General features: G+C 33.3%; 29 protein-coding genes and 1 pseudogene. 27 read left to right on the forward strand and 3 right to left on the reverse strand.

The window, feature by feature from the left end:
- Positions 1 to 40 precede the first annotated feature (40 nt).
- The 16 genes from ablB (at position 41) to J2Z26_RS10380 (ending at position 12,694) form a co-directional block, all read left to right on the forward strand.
- On the forward strand, positions 41 to 928 hold the full coding sequence (ablB, locus tag J2Z26_RS10305) for a putative beta-lysine N-acetyltransferase (protein WP_193539304.1): 888 nt from the start codon (positions 41 to 43) through the stop codon (positions 926 to 928).
- A 33-nt stretch (positions 929 to 961) separates the two neighbouring features.
- Positions 962 to 2,368, forward strand: coding sequence for a sigma-54 interaction domain-containing protein (locus tag J2Z26_RS10310; protein ID WP_193539302.1), 1,407 nt, complete (start codon positions 962 to 964; stop codon positions 2,366 to 2,368).
- Positions 2,369 to 2,643: 275 nt separating this feature from the next.
- On the forward strand, positions 2,644 to 4,074 hold the full coding sequence (kamA, locus tag J2Z26_RS10315; RefSeq protein ID WP_193539300.1) for a lysine 2,3-aminomutase: 1,431 nt from the start codon (positions 2,644 to 2,646) through the stop codon (positions 4,072 to 4,074).
- A 9-nt stretch (positions 4,075 to 4,083) separates the two neighbouring features.
- Positions 4,084 to 4,365, forward strand: a complete 282-nt coding sequence (locus J2Z26_RS10320) for a YokU family protein (protein WP_193539298.1) — start codon at positions 4,084 to 4,086, stop codon at positions 4,363 to 4,365.
- 251 nt (positions 4,366 to 4,616) lie between these two features.
- A complete protein-coding gene (locus J2Z26_RS10325) occupies positions 4,617 to 4,931 on the forward strand; it encodes a hypothetical protein (protein ID WP_193539296.1) in 315 nt (104 codons plus the stop codon).
- Positions 4,928 to 5,527, forward strand: coding sequence for a hypothetical protein (locus J2Z26_RS10330; RefSeq protein WP_193539294.1), 600 nt, complete (start codon positions 4,928 to 4,930; stop codon positions 5,525 to 5,527). The genes J2Z26_RS10325 and J2Z26_RS10330 overlap by 4 nt, the downstream gene beginning before the upstream one ends.
- 209 nt (positions 5,528 to 5,736) lie before the next feature.
- Entirely contained in the window at positions 5,737 to 6,153 is a 417-nt protein-coding gene (locus tag J2Z26_RS10335; RefSeq protein ID WP_209794336.1) for a hypothetical protein, read from the forward strand.
- Between the two features lie 403 nt (positions 6,154 to 6,556).
- The gene (locus tag J2Z26_RS10340; protein ID WP_193539290.1) at positions 6,557 to 7,009 is read left to right on the forward strand and encodes a hypothetical protein; all 453 of its coding nucleotides are present in this window, start codon (positions 6,557 to 6,559) and stop codon (positions 7,007 to 7,009) included.
- 282 nt (positions 7,010 to 7,291) lie between these two features.
- On the forward strand, positions 7,292 to 7,816 hold the full coding sequence (locus J2Z26_RS10345) for an RNA polymerase sigma factor (RefSeq protein ID WP_193539288.1): 525 nt from the start codon (positions 7,292 to 7,294) through the stop codon (positions 7,814 to 7,816).
- On the forward strand, positions 7,800 to 8,411 hold the full coding sequence (locus tag J2Z26_RS10350; RefSeq protein WP_193539286.1) for a hypothetical protein: 612 nt from the start codon (positions 7,800 to 7,802) through the stop codon (positions 8,409 to 8,411). The genes J2Z26_RS10345 and J2Z26_RS10350 overlap by 17 nt, the downstream gene beginning before the upstream one ends.
- Before the next feature lie 365 nt (positions 8,412 to 8,776).
- Positions 8,777 to 9,205 (forward strand): hypothetical protein, encoded by a 429-nt coding sequence (locus J2Z26_RS10355; RefSeq protein WP_193539284.1) that lies wholly within the window; start codon positions 8,777 to 8,779, stop codon positions 9,203 to 9,205.
- 275 nt (positions 9,206 to 9,480) lie between these two features.
- On the forward strand, positions 9,481 to 9,912 hold the full coding sequence (locus J2Z26_RS10360) for a hypothetical protein (protein WP_193539280.1): 432 nt from the start codon (positions 9,481 to 9,483) through the stop codon (positions 9,910 to 9,912).
- A gap of 259 nt (positions 9,913 to 10,171) precedes the next feature.
- Entirely contained in the window at positions 10,172 to 11,092 is a 921-nt protein-coding gene (locus J2Z26_RS10365; protein ID WP_193539278.1) for an aminoglycoside phosphotransferase family protein, read from the forward strand.
- 187 nt (positions 11,093 to 11,279) lie between these two features.
- Positions 11,280 to 11,822 carry a SurA N-terminal domain-containing protein gene (locus J2Z26_RS10370; protein ID WP_193539275.1) on the forward strand — a complete coding sequence of 181 codons (543 nt, stop codon included), beginning with the start codon at positions 11,280 to 11,282 and terminating at the stop codon, positions 11,820 to 11,822.
- Between the two features lie 243 nt (positions 11,823 to 12,065).
- Positions 12,066 to 12,362, forward strand: a complete 297-nt coding sequence (locus J2Z26_RS10375) for a nucleotidyltransferase family protein (protein ID WP_325168880.1) — start codon at positions 12,066 to 12,068, stop codon at positions 12,360 to 12,362.
- Entirely contained in the window at positions 12,359 to 12,694 is a 336-nt protein-coding gene (locus J2Z26_RS10380) for a HepT-like ribonuclease domain-containing protein (protein WP_193539271.1), read from the forward strand. The genes J2Z26_RS10375 and J2Z26_RS10380 overlap by 4 nt, the downstream gene beginning before the upstream one ends.
- A 95-nt stretch (positions 12,695 to 12,789) precedes the next feature.
- Here J2Z26_RS10380 and J2Z26_RS10385 read toward each other — a convergent pair.
- Positions 12,790 to 13,161: pseudogene (locus tag J2Z26_RS10385) on the reverse strand (tyrosine-type recombinase/integrase); the annotation flags it as partial.
- 354 nt (positions 13,162 to 13,515) lie between these two features.
- On the opposite strand from J2Z26_RS10385, the gene J2Z26_RS10390 reads away from it, so the two are divergent.
- The 11 genes from J2Z26_RS10390 (at position 13,516) to J2Z26_RS10440 (ending at position 19,642) form a co-directional block, all read left to right on the forward strand.
- Positions 13,516 to 13,833 carry a hypothetical protein gene (locus J2Z26_RS10390; protein ID WP_193539269.1) on the forward strand — a complete coding sequence of 106 codons (318 nt, stop codon included), beginning with the start codon at positions 13,516 to 13,518 and terminating at the stop codon, positions 13,831 to 13,833.
- An 848-nt stretch (positions 13,834 to 14,681) separates the two neighbouring features.
- Entirely contained in the window at positions 14,682 to 14,918 is a 237-nt protein-coding gene (locus J2Z26_RS10395; RefSeq protein WP_193539267.1) for a hypothetical protein, read from the forward strand.
- 158 nt (positions 14,919 to 15,076) lie between these two features.
- Complete coding sequence (locus J2Z26_RS10400; RefSeq protein WP_193539265.1) at positions 15,077 to 15,571, forward strand: hypothetical protein; 495 nt, start codon at positions 15,077 to 15,079, stop codon at positions 15,569 to 15,571.
- Between the two features lie 118 nt (positions 15,572 to 15,689).
- A complete protein-coding gene (locus tag J2Z26_RS10405) occupies positions 15,690 to 16,031 on the forward strand; it encodes a hypothetical protein (protein ID WP_193539263.1) in 342 nt (113 codons plus the stop codon).
- A gap of 145 nt (positions 16,032 to 16,176) precedes the next feature.
- The gene (locus J2Z26_RS10410) at positions 16,177 to 16,620 is read left to right on the forward strand and encodes a hypothetical protein (RefSeq protein ID WP_193539261.1); all 444 of its coding nucleotides are present in this window, start codon (positions 16,177 to 16,179) and stop codon (positions 16,618 to 16,620) included.
- A gap of 242 nt (positions 16,621 to 16,862) precedes the next feature.
- Positions 16,863 to 17,081, forward strand: a complete 219-nt coding sequence (locus J2Z26_RS10415; protein WP_193539259.1) for a short-chain dehydrogenase — start codon at positions 16,863 to 16,865, stop codon at positions 17,079 to 17,081.
- A gap of 93 nt (positions 17,082 to 17,174) precedes the next feature.
- The gene (locus tag J2Z26_RS10420; RefSeq protein ID WP_193539257.1) at positions 17,175 to 17,405 is read left to right on the forward strand and encodes a hypothetical protein; all 231 of its coding nucleotides are present in this window, start codon (positions 17,175 to 17,177) and stop codon (positions 17,403 to 17,405) included.
- 301 nt (positions 17,406 to 17,706) lie between these two features.
- Positions 17,707 to 18,279 (forward strand): hypothetical protein, encoded by a 573-nt coding sequence (locus J2Z26_RS10425; RefSeq protein WP_193539253.1) that lies wholly within the window; start codon positions 17,707 to 17,709, stop codon positions 18,277 to 18,279.
- Positions 18,280 to 18,633: 354 nt separating this feature from the next.
- Positions 18,634 to 19,026 (forward strand): hypothetical protein, encoded by a 393-nt coding sequence (locus J2Z26_RS10430; RefSeq protein WP_193539251.1) that lies wholly within the window; start codon positions 18,634 to 18,636, stop codon positions 19,024 to 19,026.
- 152 nt (positions 19,027 to 19,178) lie between these two features.
- Positions 19,179 to 19,382 carry a hypothetical protein gene (locus J2Z26_RS10435; protein WP_193539250.1) on the forward strand — a complete coding sequence of 68 codons (204 nt, stop codon included), beginning with the start codon at positions 19,179 to 19,181 and terminating at the stop codon, positions 19,380 to 19,382.
- 32 nt (positions 19,383 to 19,414) lie between these two features.
- A complete protein-coding gene (locus tag J2Z26_RS10440) occupies positions 19,415 to 19,642 on the forward strand; it encodes a hypothetical protein (protein ID WP_193539248.1) in 228 nt (75 codons plus the stop codon).
- Between the two features lie 95 nt (positions 19,643 to 19,737).
- On the opposite strand, the gene J2Z26_RS10445 is transcribed toward J2Z26_RS10440, so the two are convergent.
- Entirely contained in the window at positions 19,738 to 20,478 is a 741-nt protein-coding gene (locus tag J2Z26_RS10445) for an esterase family protein (protein ID WP_193539246.1), read from the reverse strand.
- A complete protein-coding gene (locus tag J2Z26_RS10450) occupies positions 20,469 to 21,656 on the reverse strand; it encodes an ATP-grasp domain-containing protein (RefSeq protein ID WP_193539244.1) in 1,188 nt (395 codons plus the stop codon). The genes J2Z26_RS10445 and J2Z26_RS10450 overlap by 10 nt, the downstream gene beginning before the upstream one ends.
- Positions 21,657 to 21,725 lie beyond the last annotated feature (69 nt).

Genomic DNA, 21,725 nt, shown 5'->3' on the forward strand with positions numbered 1-21,725 from the left:
ATTCTATTTTTTTATTGTGTGTATTTATAGGGGTGAGAAGATGACAACCGATTATATATTTTCGGAACAAGAGGAGTTAAATAGAGAAAACTTTCATCTGAAGATTACAAAGGATCATTTCAATCAACGTCTTAAAGTAGAGGATTACCTGGGAAACATTAAAAGTATTACTGATTTTATTGATGATATGTGTCTAGAAAATAAATATGCAAAAGCAATTGTTAAAACACGATTTGAGGATGTCCCCTTTTTCCTTCAGGAAGGGTTTATTTTAGAAGCTGTCTTTAAACGATATTTTAATGGCAATGATGCAATTGCCATGACAAAGTATTATGAACCTACTCGTCGGAACAGTGATAAGTGGGTGAAGGAAGATGATATTTTAAAGAAAGTGTTAGTTTTAGATAAACCAACCCCTAGTTTTTCTATTCCAAAAAATTTCTCACTCCGCCAGGCCACAGATATGGATGCAGATCAGCTTGCAACTCTCTATTCAAAGGTGTTTGAAATTTATCCCACACCTCTTAACAAGCCGGAATATATAAAGGAAGTCATGCAGCAAGATACCGTATTCTTTGTGGTGTTAGACGAGAAGGAGCAGCTTATTAGTGCTGCGTCTGCTGAGATGAATTTCACTTATCATAATGCGGAACTCACTGATTGCGCAACACTCCCTGATTTTCGTAAATCTGGCTTAATGAAGCTTCTTTTAAATAGATTAGAAGATGAGCTACTAAGCAGGGGCATTTATTGCTCATACTCTATTGCTAGAGCACTTTCCTTTGGAATGAATGCAGCTTTCCATCAGCTTGGCTATACGTATACAGGTCGATTGGCAAACAATTGTTATATATTCGATAAGCTTGAGGATATGAACGTATGGGTTAAGGACCTGTCAACTGCTAAAAATTCATCATCAAGTGCTTAAAATTCGGCATGGTAAAAAGGTAGGTGGTAATCAATGTTCCTTCAACAGGTTGGGTCAGATGAAATGGTAAAAGCAATACTTTCGAGTATAGATGAAGCAATTCATGCAGTGGATAACACGGGTGTCACCATCTATTATAATGAAGTGGCAGCAAAGCATGATGGTGTTGCAATTGAAGAAGTACTTGGAAAGCATATATTAGATGTTTTTCCTTCGCTAACTAGTGAAACTAGCACTCTCTTAAAAGTTATTGAAACAATGGAGCCGATTTATCATCTACCTCAAACCTATAAGAACGTTCGTGGAGAGATGATTGATACAGTAAATACAACGTTGCCAATTATGGTAAACGACCGATTAATAGGTGCAGTTGAGATTGGACGAGATTATTCACAAATAAAAACACTTTCCAATAGATTAATTGATTTACAAACAAAACTTAAAAAGAAAAAACAAAAACCGCAAGAGGTGAATGGGGCAAGGTACACAATTAATGATATTTTAACGTCATGTGACTCGTTAAAAATCGTTAAACGTCAGGCTCTTAAGGTTGCAAAAACATCTTCAACCGTCCTCGTGTATGGAGAAACAGGGACAGGAAAAGAACTACTCGTTCAATCCATTCATAATAGCTCTAGTCGAAATTCTGAGGCATTTATCGCTCAAAGTTGTGCTTCTATTCCAGAATCTTTGTTAGAGGGTTTACTATTTGGAACGGTAAAGGGAAGCTATACAGGGGCTGTTGACCGCGCAGGCTTGTTCGAACTGGCGCATGGAGGAACATTGTTTTTAGATGAGATAAATTCCATGCCACTTGAGATTCAAGCTAAGCTACTAAGAGTACTAGAAGATGGCGTCGTCCGACGGGTTGGAAGCACTAAGGAATTTAAAGTCGATGTGAGAGTGATTGTTGCAATGAATGAGGAACCTACCTATTGTTTACAACAAAACCGGTTGCGTCCGGACTTGTTTTACCGTTTAAACGTATTTTCACTGCATATTCCTCCACTTCGTGAAAGAGTTCAAGATATTGTGTTGTTAGTGGATTATTTCATTAATCAGTACAATCAACTATTTGGAAAAGAAGTAAAAGGGTGCGATGAAGAGACAACTAACGTCCTAATTGGGTATAGGTGGCCTGGTAATGTTCGTGAGTTAAAACATACGATTGAGCATGCAATGAATATGGTTGAGGGTGAAACCATAATCATAGAAGATCTTCCCTTTCATATAACAGGGCAGAACAACTCGAGGGAAATAAAGCAAGAAGGTAGTTTAGGAGAAGAATCATTGCGGGAATTGCTTAGCGCCTATGAGGCGTCCATTATTAATCAGGCACTAACTCAAACAGACGGTAACGTCAAACAGGCTGCTGACCTTCTGAAAATTCCGAGACAAACACTACAATATAAAATAAGTAAATTGGAAACTGCCAAATAGTTGGCAGTTTTTTGTTTTATGTCTAAAATTTGGTCGTGGTTTAGTATAATTTTTACTATTTTATTTGGTGTTAGATGCTCTGAATGGGGTTTATCGGTCGGGTCGTGGTCGATATCGGTTATTGATGAGGTGAAATCGTTCTTATAATTGATATATCAGTCGAACTCAGCACGATTTCGGTCTAATACGAGGAGAACTTTCCCTAAAACTTTAAAGGACATAACGCCTTTGGCATGAAAATTGCATTAAATATAGTAGCGAGGGAGGAGATAGTTATGTTAAATAATCTTTATAAACCTAAAAGACATTGGAAAGAGATAGAGCTTTGGAAAGATGTCACTGATGAGCAGTGGAATGACTGGATCTGGCAATTAACGAATACAGTTAGAACCTTAGATGACCTAAAAAAAGTAGTGAATCTAACACCTGATGAAGAGGAAGGGGTTAGAATATCTACAAAAACAATTCCCCTAAATATCACACCATACTATGCATCCTTGATGAATCCAGATGATTCACGCTGCCCGATTCGTATGCAGTCTGTACCAATTTCAAAAGAAATTAATAAAACGAAATATGATTTAGAAGACCCTCTTCATGAAGATGAAGATTCACCAGTACCGGGCTTAACTCACCGTTATCCAGATCGTGTTTTATTTTTAGTAACGAATCAATGTTCTATGTACTGCCGTTACTGTACTCGACGTCGCTTTTCGGGCCAAATCGGAATGGGTGTACCTAAAAAGCAACTTGATGCGGCGATTAACTACATTGCGAACACACCTGAGGTCAGAGATGTATTACTTTCTGGAGGAGACGGATTATTAATCAACGATAATATCCTTGAGTATATCTTAAAAAATCTGAGGGCCATACCACATGTAGAGATAATAAGAATAGGTACTCGTGCTCCGGTTGTATTTCCTCAAAGGATCACAGAAAACCTTTGTAATATCTTAAAAAAATACCACCCTATTTGGTTAAACACGCACTTTAATACGTCAATTGAAATTACTGAAGAGTCCAAACGAGCGTGTGAGATGTTAGCAAACTGTGGTGTCCCTGTTGGAAATCAATCCGTAATATTAGCAGGAATCAATGACAGTGTTCCGATTATGAAACAGTTAATGCATGACTTAGTCAAAATCCGTGTCCGTCCTTACTACATTTATCAATGTGATCTATCAGAAGGAATCGGACATTTCAGAGCGCCTGTTTCAAAAGGATTAGAAATTATTGAAGGTCTACGAGGTCATACATCTGGGTATGCAGTCCCGACTTTTGTGGTCGATAGTCCTGGAGGTGGTGGGAAGATCGCAGTCCAGCCAAATTATATAATCTCGCAAAGTGCGGAAAAAGTTGTGCTGCGGAATTTCGAAGGGGTAATAACATCCTACCCAGAGCCCCAAAATTACGTAGCTGGTAGAGCGGAAGGTTACTTCAAGAGTGTATATCCTGATTATGAAAAGTATAAATCCAATGTTGGAATTTCTGCTGTAATGAATGACAGCAAATTTAATCTCGTCCCGGAAGGTTTAAAACGTTTAGATAGAAGAAATAAGTATCAGGAAGATCCAACCCACGCTTCACTTAAGGATAAACGTGAAAAACGCGATGAACTTAAGGAGAAGAAATTCTTATCCCAACTACAAAAATCGACCGGTTCTGGTGATCAAGATAAAGCAGCACCAGCGGGAACTGAGTAGGTGAAGGTTATGGAAATTAATTGTGAGTGGTGTGGAGGAAAAGCAAGTAACGGAGAAAACACCGTTTATTGGGAATTGCCTGATGGGTCAAGGGCTATTGAAATTAGGATGACACCAGCTGTTGTCTGCAAGGAATGTGAGATGGTGTATCAAGATGAAGATATAATTAAGGAAATTGAGGATCAGTTGTTTTTGGTGGATACGAAGAAGATTGGTAGTTCGATAGGTTATAGGGGATTAATGGAATTACCTAGATTGTTGAAGAGGAATTATTTTGATTTTTCTTCTTAAAGTAATCTTAGTTGTAAAGGCACTCAGTGATGGGTGTCTTTTGTCATTTGTGCAGTATATCTAGATTGTACTTATTGTGAAATATTTCACCTAAATTAAAGCACCACTTAGTGCAACAAGGTTAATGGATAGGATAGTTAAAACTTCATCTTTGTTCTAGCTTTACATTTAGTAAAAACTTAATATTCTGAAACCTATGATTAGTTCATTCGTATGTAAAGTAATAATAAACTTTACAAACGGAGGGGATTTTGATTAAAAGTTTCGTCTTGTTTGTCTTATTAGTCTTAGGGATTGAACTTGCTATACTCTTTGGAATATTTATGTTTCTAAATACGAATTTGTTAAGTACGATGTTTTTTGGTTCTGTTGGATTTATTCTTGTTGCTTTTATTACAGGATCAAAAGGAGATGCCATTTCTAAAGGTGGACAGCTAGCTGTCTTCGAATCACTAGGTGGTGCCTATAAACCAGAACATGAACAAGCATCTTTACGCGTAGGTCCATTTCTTCTAGGTTCTATCTTGTGTTTTATACTATATGTTATCTTGGAGGTTTTATTGTGAAAAAAGAATATGTATACCCCGCCCTCATTTTTTTGTTGGCAATCACAATAATATCGGTTATGAGAGCACAAGAGATAAAAGATGATTTCCGTCAACTACAAGTGGCCAATGAAAAGTTTGTAGAGCAGGTATCAACCTTAGAAATGGAAATAGAAAAACATTCTAGTTCTTCAGAGAAGTTAGAGAAGGAAAATAACCGATTAACAGAGGAGATCTCCAAACTAGAGGAAGAAAACGAAACTATAAAAACATCTGTCAATTATCAAGACTTTCACGAAGCGGTAAGTACAGTTGAATCATACAAGGTTGCTAAGACATTTGAGGAGGCACGAGAATACTTACTGTTCGCCAATGGTCTAGGGTACACTAAGAGTGATGATGGTTGTCCGTGTGAAATTTCGTTTAACGGAAGAGGCTTTAAATGGTTTCCCAATGCTGTACAAGAATTAAAGGAATTTAGCATTGAAGGAGATAAAATTTATCTAACATACAATACTAGTGAAGACATTAAACGTAATTATAAGTTTATTTTAGCTAAAGGGGAATACTTAGACCAGTTAGGAAAATGGAGAATAAAGTTAATTACAATTGATTAAATCCGCAAGATTATTGAATGTATTAACGGAGAGCTTATCTTAAAGAGGATAAGTCTCTTTTTTGTGGAAGTTATTAAGCTAACGGGAAGGTTAGTTGAATACGACATTGTAGAGTATTTGTCCAAAAAAGGATTAATGCTCTTTCCTGTGGAAGTAAATAATGAAAGTTAAAGTAGACATAATGGAGGAATTAGGGTGTCAAATATTAGTTGGAAAAGATTTATATGTTAGAAAAACTTAGAAGAATTAATATGAAAACGGCCGTATTTATGGGGGCTTGTTTTTACTCTTTAACATTGTTACTCCATGTTTTAATTATAAGCGGTGTTATCCCATTTACATGGGTTAATGGAGGAAGATCTGAATCTTTTGCGACTCAGCTACCAATATCAATTATTAATATAATTATCTGTAGTATTGGAGGAGTTTTTACGATTGTTGTTCGCAAGACAACACTATTTAAATACAAAAGAGGAATAACAGTAATATGTTGGTTTTTTGTTATACTTTGGTCTTTTGGATTTATACAACAATTGTTAGGAACACCTTTTGAAAAAATGTTTTGTTCATTTTTATTACTTGTTGGAGTCATCTCTAACTTCCGTATGGCGATAGAATATAGATAGAACTCAACTATAGTACATCTTCATTTATTCAGAAGGATTACTTTATTTATATTGAACTTATAGAACTATTGGAGAAGGTTTGTTGAATAATATTAGATTATTTGTGTCTATATAAAAGGGGTTAAAGTCTTTTTCTAATTGAAGTGACGGAAGTGTTTAACAAATTTAATATCTACGGATAGGACGAAGGGTTAATGAAGACAAAAGGAATAATCATATTATGATTCAGCTGGAAATTATTTGTGACCGAATTTACTTATTTTCTTATTGTGTTAACGGGTGCCATACTTCAAGAAGGAAGTATGGCTATTGGTGTTGAAGTATAGGAGCAGGTTAGTAAAAAAGGAAATATAAAAACTGTTGTAAATAGATAAATAATTTAAATAGAGAGAGAGTAGATATTTTGAGATTTTTAGTAGACGATGATAATTGGGACATTATAGGTTATAAAGAATATTTTAAAAGTATTATACACCTTTTCGACAATATTACTTCTGAGTTTATCCTTACCAACTCGTTTCATGATGGTACTATTAAGCATTTAGAGCTTATTAATCATGTTGATGAAGAAATAGAAGACCCTACCTCTATTCGTATGATGGTAAGGCATTACGATGAATCTTTTTATGAAATAATCTGGAGTAAAGTAAGAAGATTTTACTTTGATTATGATATTACACGCTCTGTTTATACCAATTCAAATGAAATTGTTTCTAATAGTATGTGTGGTATTAATGAATGGGGCTATGATGAAATCTTAGAAACAGAAGACCATATGCTTTCACATGAAATCGTCTTATGTTCCAAAACCAGGATTATAATTATTTGTAAAGAAATTCAGATAAATCCTGTATGAAAAGAATAATATGTTTGTTCAACTAACGGGGAGCTTATGCGAAATAAATGGATAAAATCAATAACTTGAAGAGAAGAAGTCATTTTGGCATGTTGTAGCCAAGAAGACTTTTTCTTTTTTTATGCATTAATACAAACAATTGAATTATTTAAACCAGTGTTTTAATCCTTTTGGTGTTAATATTAAATCATCTAATTTTGTAATATTAAAAATTGTTTCAAATAAGTGATTACTTTTTTATACATAATCGTCTATATATGTGAAAGGAGGCTGTGAGGATAGATGAGTAGACTTTCAGCTGAGTTTGACCAAATTTACATGGAACACAGCGATAAAATATTCAGTTATATATTTTTACTAGTTAAAGATAATGGAGTTGCAGAAGATTTAACGCAAGATACTTTTATTAAAGTGTACAAGAGTTTTGAAGATTTCAAGGGGGATTCAAGTATCTATACCTGGATAATAAAAATCGCACGAAACACCACAATCGATTATCTAAAAAGGAAAAATAGATTTGCCTTTTTCAGAATAGATCAATTTCGTTTAGAATCAAATGAATCATCTCCACCTGAAATTTTATTAAAAAATGAAAATGTAAAAATACTATATGATGCTATAAAATCACTAAAGCTAAATTACCAAGAAGTAATAATCTTGCGTAAGATTAAGGGATTCTCTATTAAAGAGGTATCTACAATTCTTGATTGGGATGAAACAAAGGTGAAAAACACATCTACTAGAGCTTTAGCTGGATTAAAAAGGGAACTCATGAAAAGAGGTGAATCAAATGAAAAAGCACTCTGATTTAGACCATCTTTTTAAAGAACTGGACACTATCCCAAGAACTCAGCAAAGTAAACAACGCTCCTATCAGCTAATCAAAGAAAATTTAGAGGTGAAAGAGAAAAAGAGAAGTTCATTAATGTTAAGTTTCATTACTATTACACTTTTTGTAGGCTTTATGGTTGGTTCATTGGCTTTGATAGAAAATACCAACAATTCCTCAACATCTCAAGACAGTCCTTTTTCCGACTTGGTTAAAGAGAATAAGATAAACCGTACATTTTTAGCTAAATCTAAGTCGGAAAAAACGTTTAATATTAATAATCAAACAGGTTTAATGATGGGGACGATTGTAATCGACAACGATGATCAGTGGAACAAGGAACTCATGTTACTATTGGAGCAACTGGAAGAGATTGATGCTGTCCCTTTTGCTGAACCGAATTATGACATGCTTATTAAATGGAGTGATAATACAAACTTGAAATTTAAGCTCTATTTCAGTGATGGAGTGTTTTTCCTTAAAGATGTATCTGAAAACAAATATTATAAATCAACCGCTGAAAATTCAGAAACACTTCAAGCAGTTCTTAGACGTATTCCAACCATAAATTAAAATAAAGAGGTAAAAATGAATAAGAAAATAAAAATACATTTACTATTTTATTATCCGATTACGGTGATTTTATTTATGGTCATAAAGCATTTTAATTTGCAGCTATGGGTTACTTTATTATTGCTACCAATAATCCTTGGTCCATCATATTTTTTAATTAAGAAAATTCAATTAGAATGGAAACGATATACTGTTTACTCCCTGTTTATATTAGAAATATTGGTATTTTATTTGATTATATGATTTGGTATTATCTTGTCGATCTGACACAGAAGAACAACTTTGTGAAAAGATATACTTAAAGTAAAGGGGGCGTTTACGCAATAAGGGAAATCTGACTGATATATTGTAAAAGGGTGAAAGTGATGGACAAGACATTAGAAGAGACTTTGAGAATACTTAAAGAATGTATTGTACGTGATGGAGGGATATTTGATTTAGGCTGGTGTGAAGAATTTTTATATCCCTTTTATAAGCACTTTGATGATAAAAATCGTGTCCTTAAAGCTGGTTCTCTCATTGACTTTTGGGGATTATTATGTGAATGGGAAGATGGTAGTGGTTTTCCATTCTATACAGGTATTGAAGAGTTCGAATGTCACCATTTTGATAAGTATGCAAAAGCATTTATTCGAGCTAAATTGAAGATAAAGGAAGAGTTACCTAATATTTATTTTGTTATTATTGAGTCTTTAAAGCTTTTGGATAAAAGAGATGGATTTGAAAATGAACTACCGAATCTATCCAGTTCTCTACTTAATAATATCAGGGAAGAAAGTAATACTATTGCTTGAAAAAACGAATTGGAAAAATAGAGAGGTTAAAATGGCTTACCCTCCTAATTTTAAAATTAACTATAAATATGATATTTGGATAACTCCTCTAAAGAACATGCTAGAAATAGTTATTCCAAGTCAGAGTCAATATACTAGACTCTCCGCAAAAGAGTCGGCAATTTTATATGAAATAATAACAGGTGAAAATCTAGTTGAAGATTAGATTTTTACGAACGGGAGCAAGAGTTTAAGATTCAAAAGACACATTTTGTGTCATAAAGGGGGATGGGGATTTGAAAAAAGGTATTATCAAGTTATTTATTTTAAATTTCTTTCTAATTACGCTCTTAGGATGTTCCCAAAAAGTACCTAATGATTTTGACTTGAATCAACTAACTAGAGTTGATGTACAAATATTCGATGGTGAAGATAATGAAAAAGAAAATATAATTACAGATGAAAAGACTATTACAACATTAAGAGAAATGCTTGGGAAGATTGAGTGGGAATTTAATGTAAAAGCTAAAATGACTCGAAAAGAAGATGTGAAAGCCACTTTATTCTTCACATTTGATAAGAATATGCCAGAAAGATTGTTAGAATACTTTATTTGGTTTAATCAAGGCGATGATTCTGTAACGTTTATTGATAGAGAGAAGAATGCCCTTGGAACGTTTAATAAAGAAGATGCTCAAATATTAAAAAATATTCTGGAAAATAATTAGAAAACAAGGATTACTGGTTTGTTAAATGTGTTGTACTTCACTTAAAGTAATGTGCGTGAAAATGGAAGAAGAACAGCTACTGTTAGAAGCAGATTGTAATTCTGAAACAATTCCATAAATATGTTTTTTTCTTGTTGCGTTAACGGGGGCATTTCTTCAAGAAGGAGAAGTGCTTTTCTTGTGGAAAACTATTCTACTAACGAACAGAATAAATAAACAACTATAATTAAATTAAGTCTGGTATTCAGGGAGGTAGAAAATGCTTAACATTATTGAAAATGTAATAGATAGAATATCTTTCTTCAATGGTTATTCAAGTGTTGAGAAAGTAGAGAAGGGTTATTCACTTGATAATAAATACATAGTTATAAAGGGGTTAAATAAATATCTTTTACGCATTTCAGACATTAAATATTACCAAAAAAGAGAAGCGGAATATAAGTTACTTCAAGAGTTAGAAGATAGAAGAATTCAATCACAAAAACCTATCTTATTTGGTGAGATAATAAACGATAACATTTGTTTTATGGTAATAGAGTATATTGAAGGAATTCCTGCAATTGAAGCGTTTAAAAAATGTTCTAATAGTATTCAACATCAAATTGGCTTAGAGGCTGGAAAAGAACTATATAAAATTCATCAAATAAAAGCCCCAGCTCATATATCTAAATGGGATGAAAGACAAAGTAAGAAATATAGATATTACCTAAGTGAATATGAGAAAGGCAATTTTAAACTTAATATAGATAATAAAATCATTGGTTTTATTGAAGATAATATAAAGTTATTAACTGAAAGGCCTAATACTCTTCTACATGACGATTTTCATTTGGAACATATAATACTTTCAGATTATAAATATAAAGGGATTATTGATTTCAATGGATACGATTACGGGGACCCGTATCATGATTTCTATAATCTATCTTTATTTAGCAGAAGAATTAGCGTACCATTTGTTATAGGACAAATTAATGGTTATTTCTCAGCTCAACCAGAAGACTATTTTTGGAAGTTATACTCACTATATTCTGCAATGAATATATTTTCCACCATAGTTTGGACCAAAAATTATGACCCTAATTCCTTTGATGATGCGTTAGAGAGAATTGAGATAATTTTAGAAGACCATGATTATTTCAACAGTATTAAACCTAAGTGGTACAGTTCAAATTTGTAAATGCTCTTATACAATATTATAACCTTGTGAATAAATACACTTACACTAAGGGGGCTCTAATTCAAGAAGGATTAGAGTTTCTTTTGTTGAACTATAGGAGCAGTATAGTGTGAGAATGAAACTTTGTGTAATGGTTATTCGTAGCTACTACTAACAAGTTACGGTTTTGAAGAGAGGTGTTTAAGTTATGTATAAAATCTTTTGTTCTATTATTGTTATTTATTTAATTTTCTTAACAGGGTGCTCGGATTCACCCAAATATAATGATGAAGATGTTGCTGCAATAGTTAAAGGAGAAGAGATAACAATTGGTGAATTACGGTTTTTATATCCTGATGAAGAAATATTTAATATGTTGGACGGGACAATAAAAGCAAAATTAGTAATAGAAGAAGCGAAGAAAATGAATATCGATGTGTCAAAAGAAGTTAACGATACGATAAAGGCATTGGGGGATTATCCACCTGACCATATAGATACTGAGGCTGCAAATTCAATTCGTAAGTTTGTTGAACCACAAGCTGAAAAACTTGGATTGGCTCCAGAAGCATATTACAAAAAGTACATTGAGATAACAACTGAAACGGGTGCGTATGTTAATGCCTATATACAAAAGGTATTAGGTGAACCAAGGGATGATTATGAAAAGTATGATGAACAAGCAAATAAGTATCTCAATGAATTAGTTGAAGAAAATAAAGATGAGATTAAGATACTAATTAGTAACTGATGGAATTGCTTCTTCAACTATTGGGAGCACTAGTAGAACAAGGATTATCACGGTGGTAGCTCCTATTATATAAAGTATTAACACAAAATAGTGTAGAGTGAGTAGAGTGTACAAAGGAACAAAGGTAAATGTTTAATTCGACGGGTACTAAGGTTAAGCACAAGTTATCAATATGAAGAAATGATGTACAGACTTGTGTAAAGTTATGTAGAATAAGATTAAAGTAATCTATTCAAATGGGTGGTGGATGAATTGCAAAGAGAGCTAATTGAAGAACAACTAAAAGCTTCTAAGAAAGTCTTACAAGAGCAATACGGTATAGAGAAAATAGGAATATTTGGTTCGTTTGCACGTAATGAACATCATGAGAATAGTGATTTAGATATTTTAATTGAGGTAGGAAAGCCTATAGGATTAGAGTTTTTTGATATTAAATATTATCTCGAAGAAAAACTTGGTGTTTCTGTTGATTTAGTAACTATAAATGGTTTAAAACCACAACTGCGTGACCGAATTCTCGAAGAGGTAATCTTTCAATGAAAAGAGATTATGCACTTTATTTAGAAGACATTGTAGAGGCCATTCAAAAAATAGAGAAGTATACTCATGGATTGACTTTTGAAGGATTTGAAGATAGTAGTTTGATTGTTGATGCTGTTATCAGAAACTTAGAAGTAATCGGTGAAGCTGCCAATAAAATTCCAAGTGAAATAAGGGAACGAAGTCCAGAAATTCCTTGGAGAAAGATGATTGATCTTCGGAACATTTTAATTCATGAATACTTTGGGGTAGACCTTTCAATAGTCTGGGTAGTTGCAACAAAAAACATTCCTGATTTAAAACAATACTTTATAGAACTTAAGAAAAATTAACCTAAGTTAGATTGGATATATACTTTTTGAAATTTAAAAGATTGGGAAGAAAATAGAAGCAACGTAGAAAAAGTTACGTTTCCTCGTTTCTTTTATCAGAAACATTTTTGGTGAAACTCTTGTCTAGGTTTACCGCTTAATTGTGCATAGATACGGGTTGTTTCACTTTTTTCATGTCCCAGTAAACTTTGAATAACATCAATCGGGGCTCAATTATTTAAAAGATGGGTTGCATAGCTGTGCCTTAATTGATGGGGGTGAATATTTTTGTTGATCCCTGCACGGCTTGAGATACGCTTAATGATATATCTTATTTGTGCAATACTCATTCGATGCGGAAAGCGCTCCGTTACAAATATCGCCGATTCCTTATCACTACTTTCATCGAGATACCTTTTTAGCCATATTTAGCACCGAATATTAAAATATACCTCACGTTCTTTATCCCCTTTACCATATTGAAGTATAGGATGCGATTGTGAAAAAACGAAGAGGTATTGATCCAATATGGATTAATACCTCTTCGTTTTATTTATAAGGAGAGTAGTTAAATTAAAAAGGAAAAATTATCTATTTTGTCGAAAATGTTAACCAAGGAGAAGCAGATGAATTACATTGCAGAAATGAGAAAGTATATTGGTCATGAAACTCTGTTGACGTTGGATGCGCGATTATTATAGAGAATAACGGACAGATACTGTTGCAACATCGGACTGATGAAGACAATTACAGAAAAGATAAAAGAATTATTTATTAATGTATTTCACTTAATTTCTTAGGAGTTTGAGAATGTCTAGTTAATAGGAATGGATAGCTCAAGCATGTGCACAGTTTACGATGAATTAGTAGATGAAAAGAGAGGTTACATCATGTCAGTTAGTTTTTCACAAATGGTTATTCTTTTTATTCTGATCGGTGGTCCATTGCTTTTACCGCTTCTCACTAAAAAATGGACATGGTTTATTACAATGATTATAGGGTATGCAGCTTATATTCTTTGTGGAATCTATCTTCACTCTACCTCAGATATTACGGAGTACGGTACTGGCTATGGCATCTTTATTGTTCCTTACGTAATAGGAATATCGATTTTAGGTGCATTTTTGCATAATACCTCTACCCAAAACCAAAAGAGTTAGTAATAAAAGCATTAGCTGTTAAACTATTATGTAATAAAATTCTACAACTCAGAAAAAAGACAATAGCAAAGAAGAACCATCTCTATTCGTTTAAAAAAATGGAGAGAGCTTCAATCTTCATTGAACTATAGATTGGATTGACTGGATTAAGAACAAGTATTGCCACTTCAGTACATTTTCATTCTCTGTGGTGCAGCGCCGATTATTGCGCTGCATGGGCGGCTAAAGGGGGCGTATCTGGAACAAGTAGATACGCTCTTTCACTATTGGAGCAGAATAGCTTAATAGAAATAGTCTAAATTTGAAATGCATGGGGTGATAAGAATATCTAGCAATACAGTATTCAATATTATTTTATTTCTTCTAATTATCATTGAGTTTTTTGTGTTGATTTGGGTTAAAAAAAGTTTTAAATCAATGTTTCCAAAAGACAAACTTCAAATATTATTTTCAATGTTTTTCTCTTCCTCTTTGGAATAGCTGCAATAATTGTCTTTCTTAGTTCATTAGCGGATAGCCTTAGGCTGAATTAAGCTACTATGTAAATAAACTTCTACAACTCAGAAAAAAGACAATACCAAAGAAGACCCATCTCTATTCGTTTTTAAAAAATGGAGAGAGCTACAATTCATTGAACTATAGATTGGATTGACTGGATTAAGAACCAGTATCGCCACTTCAGTACATTTTCATTCTCTGTGGTGCAGCGCCGATTTTTGCGCTGCATGGGCGGCTAAAGGGTAGCTATTCTGGAACAAGCAGAAACGCTTATTTCACTCTTGGAGCAGTAATCTTTAATAAGGGTATTATATCTTATGGTAAAATTTTTAATAAGGGGTGTTATTTTTATGAATAAATATAAGACACTATATATTATTTTACTCTTAATTTCAGTCATTCTCTTTTTATCTACAAAATCTATTTGGGCACACCTATTTCTATTTTTGATGTTCCCGATTACAGCATTTCTTATTCAACTAATATACTCAATTCGCACAAAGAACTATCTTTGGGTAGGAATATCATCAGCAGTGATTGTCATTTCTTGCATTTATTTCATTCCGAACTTTATGGACAAAATCTAATTTAGATGTGAAGGTAACGGGTAGCGAATGCTGAACAAGGTATTCGCCTTTCTTTGTTTAAGTAACGAACAGGATTAGTTGTAGAAGTAAAATAATGGAATATCTGGGGCTTTGAAATAAAATTAAGCAAAAAACTAAGATTACAATAGGGGGAAGCAATGAAGAAATATTGCATTTTACTGATTCTTTTCCTTTTAATTGTTAGTGCAGTTTTAGTATATTTCTTTACTCCACTGTCTGCTGGGAAGGTTTTTCCAGAAACAAAAAACATAGAAAGAATCTATATTGATGGTTTAAGAGGAGACAATGGCGAATTTTATTCATTCGAAAATATCCCGATAGAGGATTCTGATAAACTAACAAGGTTTTCAAATATACTTAATGGGGTTGAATATTCAAGAATCTCAAAATCAGTTGATATATTAAATCCCTACCAATTTATCGGTGTAACTGTTTTTTATAGAACACACTCAGAAGAAATTGGACATTTTAAAATTCAAGTTAATGAAAATGGCTTATTAATAGTCTATAACCTTGAAAAGACGAAGTATAAAATAATCAATAGTCAAGGGAAAGAAGTATTTAATCAGATTAAACAATTTGTACAAGATTCAGGTATTAATGTACAAGAACCAGAAGTGGATAGAAAATAATATGTAACTAAAGTGGTGCTTATCTTAAAGAAGGATAAGTCCCTTTTTTTGCGGAATTTATTATCCTATACGACAGTTTATTTGAGGAAGAAAGTGTTAAATAAAAGGGAGGATCAAGTTGGAGAAATTTGGAAGGGTACTTAAAGGGTTAGGTGTTGTTTTTATAGTTTTATTTCCGTTTTATTCTTCAGATGAATCCTATATGAATTATATTCCTATTCTTTTGATAAGTGGTGTAACTCTTGGATTGTTAGGGAGTTTGCTGGATAAAACAAGGAAGATAGGGATTATTGCTCTGTGTTTAATTTTATTGGCGGTAATAACTTACTTCTATGTTGAACAAAGGTTAATTTACAAAGTTTTAATAATATCCAGCCTGGTTTTAGTTGTAGTAGATCAAATATGGTTATTCAAGGAACATCAATCAGAAAAAGCATCTAATTCGGGAAATTCAGGTTAGCGCTTCAACTATAGGGGGCAAGAGTTTAACTAGGCGATCAAAAATTGATCGTCTTTTTTACTTTAAGAACCCATAAAGTATTGGAATATTATGTTAAAATTAGTGTAAGACGATACTGGTAGGTAAAATGGGTGGGGGAGAGGGTATGATTTCAAGAATTCTAAGATTCTCAAAGGGACATTTAATAGCTCTAATTTTTATATGCTTAATCTTAACATTATGGGCACATGGAGAAATAACACTTAATGCAAGGGAGCACTGGAGGTATTATCCTCATGTATTTTATGTTGGGTTAATTTATATACCTATAGGTATTCTTCTAGGGTACTTAGGTTGCTTTAAAAACTATACAATTAACGGGAAATGGAAGTTTAAACTAAGATACTTCCTATTTATGTGTATTCCTTCAATATATTTATTGTTTTATAGTTATCTTCACTATATACCGTATCTGAAATTGCCTGAGTTCTTGGCAATAGCTATTATAGCTTCAAGACCTTACCCTATATTTGGACTAATATTTGGATACGGGTTAATTACTAGTTTTTATAAAGTGAAATCTGAGATTCAAACTCTTGATAAAAAGTAAAAGGACCTTCTTCAGATAAAGGGGCGTATTTTAAGTTAGGACTATTCTAACTTAGTTTGGAATTTGGATTTAACAATAAAGTTTGTAGGAATAAGTTGAACAGTGGAGAAGCATCCGTGGAAAAGGTAATTGTCTTTTCTGTTATAGCTGTTCAGTCAAAAAAGAGTTCTAAGTGTTATAAAGGATTAAGGATGGTTACTGTTGAAGTATTGAATGGATAATCTTTACCAAGAGGTGGATAAATGAAATCTGGAATATTTTATTTTATTAGTCTAATTATTCTTTCTACTGTACTTTTTTGGTTCGTAGGAAGCTTGTTGAAAACAAATGACCCGACCATTGCTTTTTTTCTTTCAATGATAGTTAGTCATTTTATTTTGGAGAAAAATGAATGGGTAGTAGATGCCTATAAGGAGTCATTTCTTGGTAAAAAAACAGATTATAGTAACCAAGATAAATAGAGGCTTACTGTAATATTTCGGTTATGTGTAATTGATTGTTCAACTAAAGAGGCATTAGTAGAATTAGATAATTGGTTAATAGGGGGGCCAATTTTGGAGAAAAAAGGAATGAAAATAGCAATTGTTATAAGTCTCATTATTGTATTTATAATAATTATGGATGGTATTAAAAAAGATGTATTTCTGCAACGGAAACAGGAACTGATTGAAACCATAATTTCGAACACAAACGAAGAAGAGATATACATGATATATGTATTTGGAAAAGGCGGAAATATCCCTTCTAATTTTAACCAACAGATTGATGAGAGCGTCTATTCCTAATATCGATTCCTTAGAGACACCGTATGCTAAATACTTTGACATAGTTGAATATCCAACAATTCTTGTCTTTTCTTCAGAAGGTATTGTAAATCGTAGTTATTCCTCAAATGAACTTGAAAAGTTTTTATCTTCAACAAGAGAATAATTGGATATTGCTACTCTTTCACCAAAGGAGAGCAAGTGTTCAACAAGAGCATTCGCTTTTGACTAACGAGCAGGTTAGTTGAAGAAGAAATTTTTTTCTCACTTAATTGGTAATTTATGTTAAGTTAGATTTTGAAAAAGTTCTGGGAGTGATTTTTTGAAAAAACAATTATTTAATTTTACGTTATTATGTAAAGTGTCTTTTTTAATACTCCTTATATTGATAACAGCTGGATGTACATTACTTGAGGAAAAAGATATACAATTTGTCCGATCCAACTTGGAAGATTACTACGCATCAACAACTCCTTATAAAGAAAAAATATCAATTAAGCTTTCTACTGAGGAAATCCTAAACGGAATACCTAAACCAGTAAAAATCAACTCAATCTACGATACAGAAGTTTGGATTATAAAAACATATGAAAAAAACGATAACAAAGAAATAGATATTCTCATAGGACTTGATAGCCATGTTAGTTCAAGTAAGGGAACAATGCTAAGTCATTTTAGACTAAATGAAGATAATACTTATACCGTTGGTAGAGTTAAACTTAGAGCTTTTGACGAAAATGGAGAATTTAAGGGTTTCGCAAGTGGAAGTGGGGATAACGAAGGTAAATACGGACAGTTCCTCTCATACACTTTTGAAAAGGAAGACTTAATAAATAGAAAAGAATTGTTTTTGGAGATAAGCGGTTTGTATCTCCTAAATTACCAAATAAAATAGAAAATGCTCTTGAATTAACGCATAGCTTTACCCTAGTTGGAGGTTGCTAAATGCTTATAGAAATTATTCTTTTGATTGTAATGATATTTACGTTGGCAATCATCCTTTTCATTTTGAATTTAAGGTTTTCTTCAATGTTTCCAAAAGATAGAGGACAAAAAATAATATTTAATGTTTTTTTGTTTGCTTTTGGGATAGCAGTCATAAATATTCTATTAAGAGTATTTGTTGAAACATTTTTATTATAGTAAAGGGAGCTTATCTGGAAGAAGCAGATACGCTTATTTCACTATTGAGCAGGTTAACACAACAACATTTACATTACAATGTCAATTAAAAAAAGGATGAGGGACTTTGAGTAAAATACTATTCACATTATTTTCTATTAGTGTTTTTCTTCTAGCTGGGTGTTCCGTTGAAAGTGAAAAGGAATCCGTTGAAAGTGAAAAGGAAGTCGAAGAGATGCATGTGGAAGTGGAGTGGGTTGATGCTATTGCTTGGAACGGAAACAAATATTACTTAAATGAGGAGAAAACAGCCATAATTACTGAAAGTGATATTGAAAAAAAATTAGGTGAAATTACTTTCTCTGTTACCAGAAGTGAGGAAGTCGACAATCCAGAGTATCAGTTGAAAGACGGTGAGGCAACATTTGTTAGTAAAGGAACAAGTGTTTATTCCATAAAAGGTGAAGATATAAACGAATTTATTTATGCACATGGTAAAGTGTATAAGGTAGTTGATTGAATATTTATTTGAATAAATCCAAAATTTTTTGTTCAACAAACGGGTGCGAATGCTTAACAAAAGGTATTCTCTTCTTTCGTTATAGGGGCAGGTTAATTCAGTAAGGGGCATGGGTTTTTATGGTAGCAGTATTGATGGGAGAGAGGTATAAAATGAATTATATAAACAAAGGATTTATTGTCACTTTGCTTTTTTTCATATTAGTAGGTTGCTCTTTTATAGATAATGCCACATTGGAAGAGAATATTATTGGTGTTCTAAAAAGTAGTGAGGGTAAAGACTTTGAAAAAGTAATTGACTACGATATTAAGGATGAATATATAGTTGTAATCTATAAAAGTAGAAATTACAACTAAATATTGGATTTATTAAGTCAAATAACGGTGAATTGGAGTGGGAAATTGGTATAGGGGATCCAGAATTAACAGGAGGTGGCTCGTTTATTTTTGAACCACTTATTGTAAATGTTATTATTCCGAAAGAGAAAGCTGTTAAGGAAGTTAAAGTTTTTGGAGAAGGTGCTAAACGTGTAAGATACTCGGATGATATTGAGTATTGGATTTCTTTCACAGAAAAATCACCGAACAGCTTAGATGTAGAGTATGACCTGCTGTAAAAATCATTGGGTAATATACGATCTAATACTCTAACAATCAAAATCCGCTGTAAAAAAACACCAGCGACTCAACTGACTGATGTTTTTTTGACATTTTATGAAAATAACTTTCCTAAATAATACGGCATTTGGCGTCGCCACCAAACCCAATCATGCGAAACATCTTCGCCCCACTCATCAAACCAGGCTGGAATTTGTTTTTCTTCAAAGGCTTCTTTTAATGAAAGGTATGAAGGCAGCCCATCCTGTTCCCAATCACCCAGACCGGTACAAATAATGATATCTGCTGAACGATATCGATCAATAAACCAACCATCATTTTGATTCCATATATAATCACTCGGTGAATTTTCGTATACAAGGGAATCATTTCCGTATTCACCAGAAAAGAAACGTACATCGTAAACACCGCTAAGTGCAACGGTTGTTTGGAAGACATCCGGATGTCTCAACAAAAAGTTCAACGCATGATATGCCCCCATACTACACCCAGTTGTCATCATTGGTTCAAACCAACCTGTTTTATGTTTAATAAATGGTATAGCTTCTGAAATCACATAACGGTCATATGCTTCATGAGCTAATGCACGGTCATGTGCCGGTTTTGAATCGTGTAGCCAACTTTCGCTATCTATACTAGTCAATGAAAAAAATTGAACTTTTCCTGATTCAATAAAATCATGACACACATCAATCATTCCAAAATCATAGAATTCAGAATGCGTCCCACCAGATGAAGGAAACACTACGATTGGCATGCCACTGTGTCCATATCTTATCAACAGCATTTCACGTCCTAGTTCGCCACTCCAATGGGTTAACTGTTCTATATCCATAGGAGAATCTCCTTTTTTCGCTTATGTACAAAACGGATAATTTCATCGACTTCTTCATGCGATTCTGCATTAATCGCATAGAATTGATTTCCTTGGAGTTCCGCAAATGCATCAGGCATGCGCTGTTCAAACTTTACACGGTCGCCAAATCGTTCATAAATGGCATTCGTATCATGTTGATACTCATAAGCATCACGCTGTGTTATACCGACACAAAACTGGTTTTCGGCATCGGACTTCTTAAATTCTCTTCCTGTCACAAGAGAAGCATACTGAGCAAATAAATCAATGGAGTATGCAAAATTGTACATATCAATCGTGTAGCCGCCAGCCAAGCGGTTATTATATTCGAGTGCAACATAATCCCCATTTTCTAATTTGAAAAATTCAATATGGAAAAAGCGTTCTTTCATGCCAAAAGCTTTCACAATCCTCTTTCCATAAGCTTCGAGCTTTGGATCAATTTCCTTCTGAATCAAATAAGCCATATCCAACTGACCCTTAACGAGTTCCAGAGTTGGCATATTATATGTAAAGCTTGTTTGGAATACAATGTTCCCTTCCTGGTCTATTAAACCATCAAATGTACAAAGCACGCCTCCTTCGACATATGGTTCTAAGAAGTACACTTTTGCTTCTCTCCATTCTTCTTCAAAATAACGTACATCCTCTTCTGAACTTAATTTATAGGTTGCAGCTGATCCAACTCCATTGTCCGGTTTAGCGATAACAGGCAGTCCTAAGTCGTCAATGGCTTTATATAACTCAATATTAGTTTTAACGATTCTTCCTTCTACAACAGGCACATCTGCTTTTTTAAACAGCTTCTTCATTTCAGATTTATACTTAACTTTTTTCAAGTCATTCGTTTTATTGCCGTACACGTTAAATTGCTCACGCAACTCGGCATCAAGTTCTAGCCAATGTTCGTTATTGGATTCAATGCGGTCAATTGGACCATGTTTATAAAATAAAAAGGCAACAGCACGTTTCACTTCATCTAAATCTTCTAAATTATTCACACGATAATATTCTGTTAAAGCGTTTTGTAAGTAGGGACCTAATTGGTCATATGGCTCTTCACCAACCCCTAAAACAGTGACACCTGCATCTTTTAATCGATGAGCAAATGCCTGAAAATTACTTGGATAATATGGTGATATCAAAATAAAATTCATAAAAAAGCTCCTTTCCTATTTCCACAACTAAGTTACAAAATATCAATTTAAAATAAAACTAAACTTCCA

The organism is Cytobacillus luteolus, from assembly GCF_017873715.1.
In the GTDB taxonomy this organism is placed as follows: Bacteria; Bacillota; Bacilli; order Bacillales; family Bacillaceae_L; genus Bacillus_BV; species Bacillus_BV luteola.